The sequence below is a fragment of the Phytohabitans kaempferiae genome, from assembly GCF_042433955.1.
Lineage (GTDB): Bacteria > Actinomycetota > Actinomycetes > Mycobacteriales > Micromonosporaceae > Phytohabitans > Phytohabitans kaempferiae.
The window spans coordinates 1-13,785 of sequence record NZ_JBHLUH010000010.1 but is presented as its reverse complement, the minus strand read 5'-3'; the positions used below and the strand labels follow the sequence as shown (position 1 = coordinate 13,785).

12 protein-coding genes and 1 pseudogene are annotated in these 13,785 nt (G+C 74.8%); 4 read left to right on the top strand and 9 right to left on the bottom strand.

Annotation, left to right across the window (positions count from 1 at the left end; genetic code table 11):
* Positions 1-93: 93 nt before the first annotated feature.
* The 3 genes from ACFFIA_RS08850 to ACFFIA_RS08840 all read right to left on the bottom strand — a co-directional run bounded on the left by ACFFIA_RS08850 (position 94) and on the right by ACFFIA_RS08840 (position 2,370).
* Positions 94-1,056, bottom strand: a complete 963-nt coding sequence (locus ACFFIA_RS08850; RefSeq protein WP_377248340.1) for an AraC family transcriptional regulator — start codon at positions 1,054-1,056, stop codon at positions 94-96.
* A 98-nt stretch (positions 1,057-1,154) separates the two neighbouring features.
* Positions 1,155-1,538 (bottom strand): VOC family protein, encoded by a 384-nt coding sequence (locus ACFFIA_RS08845; protein ID WP_377248337.1) that lies wholly within the window; start codon positions 1,536-1,538, stop codon positions 1,155-1,157.
* Between the two features lie 7 nt (positions 1,539-1,545).
* Positions 1,546-2,370 (bottom strand): helix-turn-helix domain-containing protein, encoded by an 825-nt coding sequence (locus ACFFIA_RS08840; RefSeq protein WP_377248334.1) that lies wholly within the window; start codon positions 2,368-2,370, stop codon positions 1,546-1,548.
* Between the two features lie 56 nt (positions 2,371-2,426).
* Here ACFFIA_RS08840 and ACFFIA_RS08835 point away from each other — a divergent pair, with 56 nt between their 5' ends.
* Entirely contained in the window at positions 2,427-3,425 is a 999-nt protein-coding gene (locus ACFFIA_RS08835) for an acetylxylan esterase (RefSeq protein WP_377248331.1), read from the top strand.
* A gap of 64 nt (positions 3,426-3,489) precedes the next feature.
* On the opposite strand, the gene ACFFIA_RS08830 is transcribed toward ACFFIA_RS08835, so the two are convergent.
* The 5 genes from ACFFIA_RS08830 to ACFFIA_RS08810 all read right to left on the bottom strand — a co-directional run bounded on the left by ACFFIA_RS08830 (position 3,490) and on the right by ACFFIA_RS08810 (position 11,432).
* Positions 3,490-5,205, bottom strand: a complete 1,716-nt coding sequence (locus ACFFIA_RS08830) for an IlvD/Edd family dehydratase (protein WP_377248328.1) — start codon at positions 5,203-5,205, stop codon at positions 3,490-3,492.
* A gap of 81 nt (positions 5,206-5,286) precedes the next feature.
* Positions 5,287-5,838 carry a DsbA family protein gene (locus tag ACFFIA_RS08825; RefSeq protein ID WP_377248325.1) on the bottom strand — a complete coding sequence of 184 codons (552 nt, stop codon included), beginning with the start codon at positions 5,836-5,838 and terminating at the stop codon, positions 5,287-5,289.
* A 35-nt stretch (positions 5,839-5,873) separates the two neighbouring features.
* Positions 5,874-7,580, bottom strand: a complete 1,707-nt coding sequence (locus ACFFIA_RS08820) for an MFS transporter (RefSeq protein WP_377248322.1) — start codon at positions 7,578-7,580, stop codon at positions 5,874-5,876.
* Positions 7,577-8,263 carry an SDR family NAD(P)-dependent oxidoreductase gene (locus ACFFIA_RS08815; RefSeq protein ID WP_377248319.1) on the bottom strand — a complete coding sequence of 229 codons (687 nt, stop codon included), beginning with the start codon at positions 8,261-8,263 and terminating at the stop codon, positions 7,577-7,579. Before ACFFIA_RS08815 ends, ACFFIA_RS08820 begins: the two co-directional genes overlap by 4 nt.
* 76 nt (positions 8,264-8,339) lie before the next feature.
* Positions 8,340-11,432 carry a helix-turn-helix transcriptional regulator gene (locus ACFFIA_RS08810; RefSeq protein ID WP_377248316.1) on the bottom strand — a complete coding sequence of 1,031 codons (3,093 nt, stop codon included), beginning with the start codon at positions 11,430-11,432 and terminating at the stop codon, positions 8,340-8,342.
* A 310-nt stretch (positions 11,433-11,742) separates the two neighbouring features.
* On the opposite strand from ACFFIA_RS08810, the gene ACFFIA_RS08805 reads away from it, so the two are divergent.
* From ACFFIA_RS08805 to ACFFIA_RS08795, 3 genes and pseudogenes are all read left to right on the top strand, one after another.
* Positions 11,743-12,606 (top strand): MEDS domain-containing protein, encoded by an 864-nt coding sequence (locus tag ACFFIA_RS08805; RefSeq protein ID WP_377248313.1) that lies wholly within the window; start codon positions 11,743-11,745, stop codon positions 12,604-12,606.
* Positions 12,593-13,036, top strand: coding sequence for an ATP-binding protein (locus ACFFIA_RS08800; RefSeq protein WP_377248310.1), 444 nt, complete (start codon positions 12,593-12,595; stop codon positions 13,034-13,036). Before ACFFIA_RS08805 ends, ACFFIA_RS08800 begins: the two co-directional genes overlap by 14 nt.
* Positions 13,037-13,122: 86 nt before the next feature.
* Positions 13,123-13,389: pseudogene (locus ACFFIA_RS08795) on the top strand (macro domain-containing protein); the annotation flags it as partial.
* A gap of 35 nt (positions 13,390-13,424) precedes the next feature.
* Here ACFFIA_RS08795 and ACFFIA_RS08790 read toward each other — a convergent pair.
* Positions 13,425-13,622, bottom strand: coding sequence for a hypothetical protein (locus ACFFIA_RS08790; RefSeq protein WP_377248307.1), 198 nt, complete (start codon positions 13,620-13,622; stop codon positions 13,425-13,427).
* Positions 13,623-13,785 lie beyond the last annotated feature (163 nt).

The window sequence follows — 13,785 nt, the reverse complement described above, 5'->3', positions numbered from 1 at the left end:
CTGGGCCTCGCGGCCACCCGGACCGCTGGCGCGCAGCGCATCCGCCGCGCCGCCTGAGCCTCGCGAAGCCCGCGCTGGCCGCGGCGCGGCGCGTCAGCGGTCCAGGGTCTCGCCGGGGGAGACGCCGTACGCGCGGCGGTACGTGGCGGCGAAGCGGCCCAGGTGGACGAAGCCCCAGCGGCTGGCGACGCTCGCCACCGTCGCCTCGCCCCGGCTGGCGTGGCGCAGCTCCTCGTGGGCGCGGGCCAGGCGGAGGCGGCGCAGGTAGGCCATCGGGGATACGCCGACGTGCCGGTGGAAGCCCTCCTGTAACGCGCGCACCCCCACACCGGCGATCCGGGCGAGGTCGTGGACCGTGACCGGGCGCCCCGGGTCGGCCTCCATCACGTCGATCGCGCGCTTGACGTGGCGGGGGCGGCTCGGCGGGGCCTCGTGGGCCAGCTCGTCGCGGTACGGATGGTCGGCCGCGAGCAGCAGCCCGGTCAGGATGCCGTGCCACAGCCGGCCGGCGATCAGCGGATGGTTGACCAGCCCGCTGTCGTCGTGCAGCTCGGCGCCGGCCAGCCGGACGAGCCGGGCGAGGCTGCGCCCGGCGCCGGTGGTCAGGTCGAAGCTGCGGGAGAGGCGGACCGGCGACCGCACCGGATGGCCGAGCAGGCTCTCCAGCTCCGCCTCCAGACCGGCCGGCTCGATCTTCACACTGAGCAGCCGGCAGTCGGCGCTGACCCGGGGCGCGACGATGCCGCCGGCGTCGGGGCGGTACACCACGGCCCGCTCGGGCGAGCCGATGACCGACTGCCCCAGCTGCCGGGTCTCCGCGTATCCGGAGAGCGGCAGGTCCATGTGGTACGTGGTCATCCGGTCGGTGCTCACCGAGATCTCGGTGCCGAACTGGATCTCCGCCAGCGTGACCGGGCCGAGCCGGAGCACGTCCAGGTCGAACGCGAACTTGTCCGTGGGCCCCCGGACGTCCATCGCGATGGCGTAGAAGTACTCCGCCACCAGCGCCCGAGACTCGTCGATGCTCTTGCTGACATAGGACAGCGACGCCGGCATCTTTCGGAGTATGCCCGCTGGCCGTGGGGAGGCGTAGGACAGCGGGTCCCCGTCCCGCGCCAAGCCCTTGCGGATCAAGGACTTCCGCTGCCGGCAGGCTACGTGGCCGGGCGTTCTGCGATCATCCAGAGGTGGCCGAACGGGTCGGCGAGCCGGCCGGCGCGCTCGCCGTACGGCTGGTCGTCGATGGGGTAGACCACGGTGGCGCCGTGCTGCTCCATGCGCCGGCCGACCGCGTCGGCGTCGTCCACGTACAGCGCCATCACCACCGGCGTGCCGCCGAGCGTGGGCGGGGCGGGGTCGCCGTGCCCCTCGTCCTTGACCGCGAGCGTGACGCCGGCCAGCTCCAGCTCGGCGTGGACGATCAGCCCGGTCTCGTCGTCGAGGAAGCGGCTGGTCTCCTTGGCGCCGAAGGCCGCCGTGTAGAAGTCGATCGCCTGGGCGGCACCGATCACCACCAGGCGCGGGTACAGGTCACTCATGCCCCGATCATGCCGCCGCGGTGCCGTCGTCGCCTTGTAAGAAAGGGACATGGTTGCGCTCCTCGGCCGAGCGGGGTGAGTACTCGGTCGGGGACTGGCCGGCGAACGCGCGGAAGTCGTGGATCATGTGCGCCTGGTCGTGGTAGCCACACTCGGCGGCGAGCCGCGCCCAGTCGCCCTCGCCGCGGGCCGCTGCGGCGGAGAGGAGGCGCTGGAACCGGCGTATCCGGGCGAATCTCTTGGGAGCCAGGCCCACGTGGGCGCTGAACAGGCGGGCGAGCCGCTTGGTGGTCCAACCCAGGCGGTCGGCGGTGTCGGCGACGGTGGCGCCGCGGTGGAGCGCGGCCACGGCCGCGGTGAGCGCCGGGTCGGGGCGCGGCGGCTCGGCCGCGGCGAGCAGCGCGGCCTCGACCGCCGCCCGCATCTCCTCCGGCGAACCGGCCGCGAGCAGCCGCTCGCGCAGCGCCGGCCCGCGCCGCCCCCACACCGCGTCGAGAGGGACGAGCTGGTCGCACGCCTCGGCCGGCCCCGGGAAGAACGGCGCCGCGCCGCCGGGCCGGAACTCGACCCACAGGATCGCCCGCTGGTCGGCCGTGTCGACCAGGGCCGGGCGGGCGCTGGGGCCCTGGAGTGCCGCGCCGCCCGTGCGGATGGGAGGCAGGCCGTCGGGGGCCGAGTGGAGGGCGTCGCGGTCGAGGTTGACCAGCAGCTGCACGGTGCCGCTGGGCAGCACGCGCTCGCGTCCGTGCGGAAACTCCCCCTCGAGGTAGCCCATCGAGGAGATGAACGGTGCCAGCGCCGGCGAGCGCGGGCGGAGCGGCGTCACCCTCATGGCGCTTCCGACGCTACCCCAGTGGCGTGGCCCGCGGTTAAGGTGTGGGCGGCCCCATGGAAGATCATGAAGGAGTCGCCCCGGTGTTCGTCGACATGCCACTGGACCAGCTGCGCGCCTATCGGCCCGAACGGGATGAGCCGGCCGACTTCGGCACATTCTGGACCACCACGCTCGACGCGGCCCGCGCCGCCGCCACGCCCGCCACCTTCACGCCGTACGACAGTGGACTGTCCACGGTGGAGGTTCACGACGTGACGTTCAGCGGATACGAGGGGCAGCCGGTCAAGGGCTGGTTCCTCGCGCCGCGCGGCGCCGAGGGGCCGCTGCCGTGCGTGGTCGAGTTCGTCGGGTACGGCGGCGGACGCGGCCTCCCGCTCGACTGGCTGGCGTGGAGTTCGGCCGGCTACGCGCACCTGGTGATGGACACGCGCGGCCAGGGCAGCGGCGGCTGGCTCCCCGGCGACACGGCCGACCCGGCCGCCTCCGGCGCGCCGCAGACGCCCGGCTTCATGACCCGCGGCATCCTCGACCCCGAGCAGTACTACTACCGCCGCCTCTTCACCGACGCGGTCCGCGCCGTGGAGACCGCCCGCGACCATCCGCTCGTCGACCCGGCCCGGATCGCGGCCGCCGGCGCCAGCCAGGGCGGCGGCATCGCGCTCGCGGTGGGCGGGCTGGTCGACGGGCTGGCCGCGGTGCTGGCGGACGTGCCGTTCCTCTGCCACTACCGGCGGGCCACCGAGATCACCGACAAGGCGCCGTACTTCGAGCTCACCACGTACTGCAAGGCGCACCGCGACCACGTGGAGCGGGTCTTCGCCACGCTGCGCTACTTCGACGGGGTCAACTTCGCCGCGCACGCCACCGCGCCGTCGCTCTTCTCGGTCGCGCTGATGGACGACGTGTGTCCACCGTCCACGGTGTACGCGGCGTACAACCACTGGGCCGCCGAGAAGGACATCCGGATCTGGTCGTACAACGGGCACGAGGGCGGGCAGAGCTTCCAGCGGGCCGAGCAGATCGCCTTCCTGCGCGGCGTCCTGAAGCCGTAGCACGGACGCCAGGCGTCCCCGGGGCGGCACGGCGGGGCGCGTCCAGCGGTGGCCAGGCGCCTGTCTAATGTGACTCGCGGCCGACGTCGGGGCCGCTGCCGCCGACGAGGAAGTCGAGGTCGGCGCCCTTGTCGGCCTGCATGACGTGGTCGACGTAGAGGCGCTCCCAGCCGCGGGCCGGCGCGGCGTAGGCGGCGGTGCTCGCCTCGGCCGGCCCGCGCGTGGCGAGCACCTCGGCGGGCAGGTCGACGTCGAGCCGCCGCGCGGGCACGTCGAGCACGACCGGGTCGCCGGTGCGCACCAGCGCGAGCGGGCCGCCGACCGCCGCCTCCGGCGCGGCGTGCAGCACCACCGTGCCGTACGCGGTGCCGCTCATCCGCGCGTCGCTGATCCGCACCATGTCGCGCACACCCTTGCCGAGCAGCTTCGCCGGCAGCGGGAGGTTGCCCACCTCGGGCATGCCGGGATAGCCCTTCGGCCCGCAGCCGCGCAGGATCAGCACCGAGGTCTCGTCGACGTCGAGGTCGGGGGAGTCCAGCCGCGCGTGCAGGTCCTCCACGCTGTCGAAGACCACCGCGCGCCCCCGGTGCCGCAGCAGCTCGGGAGAGGCGGCCGCCGGCTTGATGACGGCGCCGTCGGGGGCCAGATTTCCCTTGAGTACGGCGATGCCGGCATCGCCGAGCAGTGGCGCGGCCCGCCGGCGGATCACCTCCTCGTCCCAGATCTCGGCGCCGGCCAGGTGCTCGACCAGCGGGCGGCCGGTGACCGTGAGCGCGGCGGGGTCGAGCAGGTCGCGCACCTCGTTGAGCACGGCGTGCAGGCCGCCGGCCCGGTACAGGTCGTCCATCAGGTGCCGGCCCGCGGGCTGGAGGTCGACCAGCAGCGGTACGCCCGAGCCGATCCGGTCGAAGTCGTCGAGCGCCAGGTCGACACCGGCCCGCCCGGCGATGGCGAGCAGGTGCACGACCGCGTTGGTGGAGCCGCCGATCGCGGCGAGCGTGACGATCGCGTTGCGGAACGAGGCGGCCCCGAGGATGTGGCTGGGCCGCCGGCCCGCCGCGACCATCTCGACCGCGAGCTTGCCGGTCTCGTGGGAGAGCGCGAGCAACCGGCTGTCGGGGGCGGGCGTGCCGGCGATGCCGGGGAGCGTCATGCCGAGCGCCTCGGCCATGCTCGCCATCGTCGAGGCGGTGCCCATCGTGTTGCAGTGGCCGCGGCTGCGGATCATCGCGGACTCCGAGCGCAGGAACGCCTCCCGCGACAGCGTGCCGGCCCGTACCTCCTCGCTGAGCCGCCACACGTCGGTGCCGCAGCCCAGCGGCGTACCCCGGAAGTGGCCCGTGAGCATCGGGCCGCCGGGCACGACGACGGCCGGGAGGTCGACGGAGGCCGCGGCCATGAGCAGCGCGGGGATGGTCTTGTCGCAGCCGCCCAGCAGCACCACGCCGTCGATCGGGTTGGCGCGGAGCATCTCCTCGATCGCCATCGCGGCGAGGTTGCGCCAGAGCATGGCGGTGGGGCGCACCTGGGTCTCGCCGATCGAGATCACCGGCAGGTTGAGCGGCACGCCGCCGGCCTCCCACACGCCGGCCTTGACGCTCTGCGCCACGTCGTCCAGGTGCGTGTTGCAGGGGGTCAGGTCGGAGGCGGTGTTGGCGATCGCGATGTGCGGGCGGCCGGAGAAGGCGCTGTCCGGCAGGCCGCGCCGCATCCAGGCGCGGTGGATGTAGGCGTTGCGGTCGTCGCCCGCGTACCACTGGGCGCTCCGAAGATCCGTCACACGCCCGAGCCTACCGGCGTACGCCGCGCGGAGGTAAGCCCTTCGATGTCTACTGTGGACGCGAGTGCCCGCGGCGGCGGGTCAGGTGTCGGCGGCGTCGTCGACGGCGGTGAGAAGGGCTTCGAGCGAGTACGGGGCGTCGTGGCGGATGCCGTTGACGAAGAAGGTGGGCGTGCTGGCCACGCCGCTGCGTACGCCGCTGCCGAAGTCGCGGCGGATGCGGGCCAGGTAGTGGTGGCCGCCCATCGCCCGCCCGACGCGTTCGATGTCCAGGCCCAGGCGGTCGACGGCCAGGGCGAGCTGGAGCGGCTTGAGCTGGTCCTGGTGGGCGAAGAGCCAGTCGTGCATCTGCCAGAAGCGACCGCGGGCCGCCGCCGCCTCCGCGGCCTCGGCGGCGATCTCGGAGTACGGGTGCACGTCCGTCAGCGGGAAGTGCCGGTAGACGAAGGCGACCTTGGTGGGTCGCTGGCGCAGTACCTCCCGGACCACCCCGTGTGCCACGGCCGAGCCGGGGCACTGGTAGTCGCCGTACTCGACGAGGGTGACCGGGGCATAGGAGCTCCCGAGGAGGTGGTCCTCCTCGGAGACCGGCTCGCGGAGCCGGCTCATCGTCAATCGGAAAGGGTCATCCATGCCGGCATGATCGCGGGCGGCCGGGTGACGGCGCGTCACGCGCCCCGGGTGACTGTTTCGTCGCCGCCGTCGGGGCTGGCCGGAGCGCCGGTGTCGAACCCGGCCGCATCCTCGCGGTCTCGACCGTTGTCGCCCATCCCGATCCCCTGCTCGATGGCCTCCGGCATGGCGGGCAGGAGGTGCCTGGTGGTGGTCTGCACGGAGAGGGTCTGGGCGCGTTCGTCGGAAGTCATGTCGGCGCGGGTGAACCGGCCGCCGCGGTGCTGGCGGAGGTGCTCCTCCCAGGTCGCGACCGAGAAGATCTCGACGAACCGCTGCGGCTCCTCGCCGATCCGGTACAGTCCCCACTTCAGCGCGCCGGTGCGCAGGCGGGTGCCGCGGGTCAGGCGTATCGCCTCCCGAAACTCCTCCTCCCGTTCCGGCGGGATCGTGTACTCGCGGACCACCAGCACCGGGCCGACCTGGGGGTTGGGGCGGACCGGGAGCGAGACGTCGGGCACGTTGCCGGCCGGTTCGCGGTCCATCTCCCGCAGGTCGGGCATCGGCCACCGGCCAAGCGTCGCCGCGTCGAGGAGCATGACCAGCGCGGCCAGCACGAACGTCCATTTCAGCCCGACCACCTGTGCGACCGCGCCCCAGGCGAGCGCGCCGAGCGCCTGCCCACCGGCGAAGACCACCTGGTAGACGGCGAGGCCCCGGCCACGTACCCAGTTTGGCAGGAAGAGCTGGATCTCGGCGTTCAGGTTGGCCAGCACGATGACCCACGCGGCGCCCGCCGGGGCCAGCGTGATCGTGACGGCGACCAGGTTGTTGAGGGTCGCGACGTCGATGAGTACGAGGCCGAAGACGAGCCCGGCCAGCGCCAGCAGCTTGCTCGCCGAGATCCTGGCGCGCAGCCTGGGCAGCGCGATGCCGCCCGCGATCGCGCCGATGCCGAGCGAGGCGAGCAGCAGGCCGTACCCGTTGGAGTCGGTGCCCAACTTCTCGCTCGCCACCAGCGGCAGCAGTGCCCACAGCGCGCTCCCGGGCAGGATGAACACCACGATCCGCGTGAGCATGCGGCGGAGGGTGGGGGAGTGCCGGGCGTACCGGGCGCCGGCGCGGAGCGCGGCGGTGAAGCGTTCCGGCGTCTCGGTCGGCCGGGCGTGCCCCGGCCGCCATCGCAGAAGCGTGCCGGCGAAGAGCACGAACGTCGCGGCGTTCAGGCCGAAGACCACCGCGACCCCGGCCTCCGCCACGAGTACGCCGGCGACGGCCGGGCCGATCGCGCGGGCGACGTTGACGCTGATCGCCCCGAGCGCGGAGGCCGAGCGGATCTGCTCTCTCGGTACGAGCTGGGGGATCACCGCCGCCCACGCCGGCAGCGTCAGCGCCTGGCCGGTGCCGAGCGCGAACGTCAGCGTCAGCAGCAGCACCGGCCCCATCCGGTCCGTCGCGGTCAGCACGGTCATCACCAGGCCGACGACCGCGAGGGAGCCCTGCACGGCGATTAGCAGGTGCCGCCGGTCGAACGCGTCAGCCAGCACCCCGGCCGGCAGCGCGAAGAGCAGGATCGGCAGCATGCTGGCCGTCTGCACGGCCGCCACGAGCGTCGCGGCGTTCGCCTGGTTGATCAGCAGCCACTGGGCGCCGACCGTCTGCATCCACGTGCCGATGTTGGCCGCGAGCAGCGCCAGCCACAGGTTGCGGTACGCCGAGATGCGAAGCGGCGCCCACGCCTGTACCTGGCGCTCGTTGCTCACCACCGGCCGTCGGCCTGCAACACCCTGAGATCGGAGACGTACGGGTCCTGCGGCGCGAGCAGGAGCAGCCGTACGATCTCCCGGGCCACCGCGGCCGGAGGGGTGTAGACCGTGTCGAGGAAGGCGTCGCCCACGCGCTCCTGGAGCCGCGTGGGCATCGGGCCAGGATGTACCTGCATGATCTTGACCTCGTTGCAGCCGGTGGCCTGGGCGATCGACTCGACGAGGCTCTTGCCGTAGCTCTTGGTGGCCCGGTAGACGGGGATGCCGGGGCGTGCGGCGTCCACCGCGATCGCGCCCACGTACACCACGTTGCCGTGCCCCTGGGCGCGCATGCGGCGCAGCGCCTCGCGCAGTACGAACGTGGGGCCGAGCACGTTGACCTCCACGGCCCGGCGGATGCTCTCCGGTGGCAGCTCGTCGAGCTCGCCGCCGGCCCACATCGCGGCACAGTGCGCCACCCCGTGTACCGCGCCGTGCATGGCGACCTCGTCGAAGGCGCGCCGCACCTGCTCGTCCTGGGACACGTCGACGGTCATGCCGTCACAGCCGAGTTCGGTGGCGGCGTCCTTCACCTCGGCCTCCCGGTCGCCGACCACCACCACCCGGTGTTCCGGCGCGAGAAGGCGGGCGACTTCGAACCCGAGTCCGCTGGTGCCACCGATCACTACGAACGTCTTCACCGGCCCAGAGTGGGGGCGGCGCGGGTGAGCCTGGATCACCTGGCGCAGGTGAGCCCGCCCGACCGCGCCGCCGCCGTCAGATCAGCCGCAGCTCGCGCCCCCTTCGTACCGCCTCGCGCCGGCGACTGGCGGAGAGCTTGCGGTAGATGTTTCGCACGTGCGTCTTGACGGTGTTGACCGAGAGCGACAGCTCGCCCGCTATCTCCACTGTGGACAGCATGCTCTGCAGGTACCGCAGCACGGTCAGCTCCCGCTCGGTGAGCGTCTCGCCGGTCTCCGGCGCCGGCGGCGGGTCGGCCGCCGCGGGCGGTGGCATCGCCGCGACCAGGTCGGTGACCAGGGGCCAGTGCGCGGTACCGGCGTCGAGGTGGGCGGCGAGCAGGTCGCGCGCGTCCGCGCCGGCCCGCGTGAAGACCCGTCGGAACCCCTCCGGCCCGGCGAGCGCCAGCACCGACTCCAGCGCCCGCGCGGCCCCTCGGTGGTCGCCCGCCCGCCGCGCGGCCAGCGCCGCGAGCAGGCCGGCGTCCACGCGTACGGCGAGCGGGCAGGTGGTCTCCGCACCGTCCCAGGACGGGAGCGCGTGCGTCGCCGCGGCGGGGTCGCCGGCGCGCAGGTACGCCCGGGCCAGGGCGACCGCGCCGGTGGCCTCACCGCCCCCGCCGTGCCCGTCGTCGCGGGCGGCGCCCCCGTTGCCGGCGGCGGCCGCGGCGGCGAGCGTCCCCGCGCCGGCCGGAACGGCGGTCACCGCCGCGCCGTTGCCGCCGATGCCGGGGACGACGGTGGCGTGCGCGGCCACACCGGCCCGCGCGGCCCCCGACCCGTTGCCGTTGCCGTTGCCGCCCCGGCCGGTGGTGACCGGGCCGAGCAGGGTGCGGGCGCCGCTCGCGTCGCCGCGCGCGGTGTGCAGGTCCGCCTCGGCGATGGTCAGCCACCGCTCGACCAGCGGCGGCAGCGTCCGGCCGGCCCGCGCGGCGGTGAGCGCGCGGTGCGCCGCCGGCAGGTCGCCGCGCGCCTCCAGCAGCCCGGCCCGGGCCACCGCGACGAGCGCCGGGAACGCGTTGCCCGCCCGTTCCGGGTCGGGGAGGCCGCCGTCCACCGGTGAGGCGGGCGCCGCGCGATCCAGATGAGCGGCGGCGTCCGCCAGCTCGTCCCGGTGCAGGGCGACGAGGGCGAGCGCCAGGTGCGCGTGCGCGCGGTCTCCCGGCGACCCGGCCGGGTACGCCGCCGCGGCCTCGCCGGCCTCGCGCAGCTCGCCCCGGATCGCGTGGACCACCGCGAGGCGGCCGGCGCAGGCGGAGGCGGGCCGGGAGAGCCCCGCGGCGCGTGCCTCGGCCAGCCCGGCGGCGAGCGCGTTCGCGGCCGCCGGGAGGTCACCGGTCTCCAGTTCGGCGACGCCGACCGCGGCGAGCGCCACCGCGCGGCTGGCCGGGTCGGCCGCCCGGAACGCGCGCTCGGCGGCCGGTGCGGCGCCGTTGCGGCTGATCGCCGCCGCGCCCGCGGACTCCGGGGCGGACCGCGCCGGTGCCGCGCCGGGCGGGCCGTTCGGCGTGGCCGTCGCCGGCGGGCCGCCGTTGAGGCGTACCACCTGGGCGGCGTTCACACCGGCCGCCGCCGCGGGACGACCGGGCGCCGCCGTGGCGATGCCGCCGCCCGCCGCCGGTGCGGCCGCCGTGGCCGAGCCGCCGTTGCGGGGCGCTGCCCAGGGCGGCGCCGCGCCCGGTGCGGTCGCGGAGAGGTCCAGGAGCTGCCGGGCGGCTGGGAGCACCGCCGGCTGGTCGCCGTAGAGCTGCGCCTCGGTCAGCCGCAGGGCCGCCGCGACCAGCGCGTACCGGGCCCGCTGCCCCTGCGGCATCCGGTCCCGGTGCCGCTGCGCCAAGCGCAGGAAGGCGGTCGCCGACGTCCGGTCCTGCGCGTCGAGGAACGCGGCCGCGTACGCCAGCGCCAGCGCCGGGTCGGTGCGCAGCGCGCTGGCCGGCGGCGGTGGGATCGGCGCCGCGGGCACCGGGTCGGGCTCCGGGCCGTACGGGATCAGCTCCGGCCAGTGCCGCACCAGCAGCTCGGTCGCCCGCCCCCAGTCCTGGCCGGCGAGCGCGTGCCGCAGCGCGTCCGGCGGCATGTGCCGGTCGGCGTGCCACGCGGCCGCCCGCCGGTGCAGGTCGGCGAGCTGGTCGGGCGAGCGCCGGCGCAGCTCCGCGCGGAGCAGTTCGCCGAACATCCGGTGGTACCGGTACGCGCCCGGCCGTCCCTTCAGCGGCACCACGAACCCGTTGGTGCGCTCCAGTTCGGCGAGTACGCGCCCGGCGTCCTCCCGCCCGGTCAGCGCGTCGGCCAGGTCACCGCTGACCGGCTCGGCGATCGAGGTGCGGAGCAGTACGTCCCGCGCCTCGGCCGGCTGCCCGGCGAGCACCTCGTCGACCAGGTAGCCGGCGACGCTCGGATGCTCGCCCCCGAACCCGGCGATGAAGCGGTCCGGGTCGGGATGGGCGTACAGCGACCGGGCGGCGAAGCGGAGCCCCGCGGGCCACCCCTCGGTCCGCCGGTGCAGGTCGTCCACGTGGCGGGCGCTGGCCGGTACCCCGTGGCGGGAGAGCAGCTCGGCCGTCTCCTCCCGGGAGAATGCCAGGTCCTGCGGCGACACCTCGGTCAGCCCGCCCTCCAGCCGCCACCGGTGCAGCCCGAGCGGCGGCTCGGTGCGCGCGGCGGCGACCAGGTGCAGTCGGCGGTCGGCGTGCCGGACCAGGAAGTCCAGCCCGTCGGCGATCGACTGGTCGGTGACCAGGTGCAGGTCGTCGAGGAGCAGCACCGCGGGCCGGGCCAGCTGCGCGATCGCGCCGGCCAGCCGTTCCAGGTCGGGATCCTCGGGCACGGCCACGCCGCTGCGGCCGAGCGCCGCGCCCACGTACGCCCAGAATCTGGGCCCGTCGTCCGCCTCGACCGTGTACCAGGCGACCGGTTGGTCCGGCAGCGCCCGCGCCCACGCGCCGAGCAGAACTGTCTTTCCCCAGCCCGCCGGAGCGGCTACCAGCGTCACCGGCCCGCGAGCCCCGGCATCGAGCAACCGGGTCAGACGCGGGCGGGTGAGTGGAACCTCCGGCGGCGGTGGGACCGAGAGCTTCGACGCCAGCAGGGGGATGGCGTGCCGCTCGGTCCCGACGTGCATATCACGCATCCGTCGCACCCCCGTGATGACGCTAGGGGAGCGTCTCACGTACAGGGCGGGCTTATGGTTTTTGTCCGCCATCCGTGAATCACCCCGTTTGCGCGCTCTGCGTGTGCAACCCGCCCGCGTCCCTGGACCGGCGGCGTGTCCGGCGGCCGGCGGCGCTCTTTCCGTCCACATAGGAGGATGGTGTCACCTCGTCGTCCCGCCGGCCGGCGGGACGACGGCGCCGGGCGCCGGTCACCCCGGGGGTACCGACTTGGTCGCCCGGGGAGGGTGAACCGCGCGGCGGCGGCCAAGACCCTCTATGGTGGCCGCAATGGCCAGTGCAGCATCAGTCGACGACCTGCGTCCCGGCGACCACGCGTGTCTCACCTACTCGGACACGGAGGAGCGCCTGGACCTCGTTGCCGCGTTCGTCCGCGACGGCCTCGGCTCGGGCCAGAAGGTCATCTGCCTCACCGATCCGTCCGGCCCGGCCGACCTCGCCGGTGAGCTGGCCGAACGGGACGTCAAGCCGGCCCACGGCGGCCAGCTCGCGATCCGCGACAACGACGAGGTGTGGCTCTCCGGCGGGCAGGTCTCCGCCGGCAACATCATCGAGATGCTCTCCGGCGAGCTGGCGGCCGCGCACCGCGACGGCTTCACCGGGCTGCGGGTCACGGCCGACATGTGCTGGGCGACCCGCCCGGCCGCCGCCGTCGACGAGCTGCTCGTCTTCGAGACGCGCGTGGCCGGGCTCTTCGCCGACGGGCGGCTGACCGCGATCTGCCAGTACGACCGGCAAAGCTTCGACCAGGTGACGCTCGCGTTCGCGGCGAAGGCGCACCCCCGCGCGGTCGCCGCCGCCGTTTACCACGAAGACCCGCTGCTGCGCATCTGCCGGCAGCACGTGCCGCCCGGCATCCGGCTGGCCGGCGAGATCGACTACCGCCGCGTGACCGAGCTCAACCAGGCCCTGGCCGAGGCGCTGCGGCTGGGCGGCGACATCCACGTCAACCTGAGGCACCTCACCTTCATGGACGCGGCGGCCGCGGCGGCGATCGGCCAGGCCGCGCTCGCGCTCCAGCCGGGCCGGGCGATGTCGGTGGTGTGCGGGCGGGCGGTACACAAGGTGCTGGATCTGGTCGGTGTGACTGACCATCCGGCCGTGCGGGTAAGGCTGGTCCATGGTCGAGCATGACCACGGTCTATCCACACCCGACGGCGCCCGTCACACGGCCGCCGCCGATGTGGAGGTCGCGCTCGACCAGCTCTTCGACTCCGACGGCCTGTACGGGCTGCGCGCCGCCGTCGCCGCCCACGCCGCTGACCTCGGCGCCGGCGAGGAGGTGGTCGAGGAGCTGGTGGTGGTCGCCAACGAGCTGGCCACCAACGCCGTGCGCCACGGCGGCGGCACCGGCCGGCTCCGCCTCTGGCGCGACGGCCACCTGATCCGCTGCGAGGTCAGCGACACCGGCCCCGGCCTCGCCGACGGCACGGTGGGGCACGAGCTGGTGCCGCTCGGCGCGTACGGCGGGCGCGGCCTCTGGGTCGTCCGCCAGATGTCCGCGCACGTCGACGTCCGCACCGGCCCGGGGGGCGCGACCATCACGGCGGCCCTGCGTCTCTGAGCCCGGCCGCGCGTGTCGGCATGCCGACACCGGACGCCCTCTGGCGGCGCCGCGCCGGTGCGAGGGTCCAATGCGATCATCGGGGCATGGTCGCCATCGAGGTCGTGCGCGCGGACATCACGCGCGAGGACGTGGACGCGGTCGTGACCGCCGCCAACGAGTCACTGCTCGGCGGTGGCGGCGTGGACGGCGCGATCCATCGCGCGGCCGGGCCGGAGCTGGCGCGGGCGGGCGGGGCGATCGGGCCGTGCCCGCCGGGCGAGGCGATGGCGACGCCCGCGTTCGACCTCGACCCGCCCGTGCGGCACGTGATCCACACGGTGGGGCCGGTCTGGGAGGGCGGCGGGTGCGGGATGAGCCCGCGCGCCGCTCCGGTTGGCGGTCGGGGTCAGCAGCGGTACGTGCTCTCCGGGTCGTCGCGTACAAGGTCGAAGTAGCCCGTGCCGTCGAGGTCGTAGGAGAGGCGGATCGCGCCGGCGTCGTGGTTGCGGGCCTGGCGCACCAGGTCGAGCAGGCCGTCGGGCTCGGGGTCGCCGCCGTCGTCGCGGTCACGCGGGGTCGGCGGGGGGAGTGGGAAGTCTGCCATACGACAGACGCTAGGAAAACGGTCGTCTCGGGGGATCCCGGAAAAGTGCCACGCGGTCCGCGCCGTGCGGCGGCCGCACAGGCTGGCTCCCGCCGAGCCTGCTGCCGCGTTGTGGCGGGTCGCCCGGGGCTGGTCGGCCCCGGGCGACGTCGCTGTTAGGAGG

What these genes read in the sequence shown, in the direction of transcription:
- ACFFIA_RS08850 (WP_377248340.1), bottom strand. Translation starts at nt 1,056, where the DNA reads ATGCCGGCGTCGCTGTCCTATGTCAGCAAGAGCATCGACGAGTCTCGG.
- ACFFIA_RS08845 (WP_377248337.1), bottom strand. Translation starts at nt 1,538, where the DNA reads ATGAGTGACCTGTACCCGCGCCTGGTGGTGATCGGTGCCGCCCAGGCG.
- ACFFIA_RS08840 (WP_377248334.1), bottom strand. Translation starts at nt 2,370, where the DNA reads ATGAGGGTGACGCCGCTCCGCCCGCGCTCGCCGGCGCTGGCACCGTTC.
- ACFFIA_RS08835 (WP_377248331.1), top strand. Translation starts at nt 2,427, where the DNA reads ATGGAAGATCATGAAGGAGTCGCCCCGGTGTTCGTCGACATGCCACTG.
- ACFFIA_RS08825 (WP_377248325.1), bottom strand. Translation starts at nt 5,838, where the DNA reads ATGGATGACCCTTTCCGATTGACGATGAGCCGGCTCCGCGAGCCGGTC.
- ACFFIA_RS08810 (WP_377248316.1), bottom strand. Translation starts at nt 11,432, where the DNA reads ATGCGTGATATGCACGTCGGGACCGAGCGGCACGCCATCCCCCTGCTG.
- ACFFIA_RS08805 (WP_377248313.1), top strand. Translation starts at nt 11,743, where the DNA reads ATGGCCAGTGCAGCATCAGTCGACGACCTGCGTCCCGGCGACCACGCG.
- ACFFIA_RS08800 (WP_377248310.1), top strand. Translation starts at nt 12,593, where the DNA reads ATGGTCGAGCATGACCACGGTCTATCCACACCCGACGGCGCCCGTCAC.
- ACFFIA_RS08790 (WP_377248307.1), bottom strand. Translation starts at nt 13,622, where the DNA reads ATGGCAGACTTCCCACTCCCCCCGCCGACCCCGCGTGACCGCGACGAC.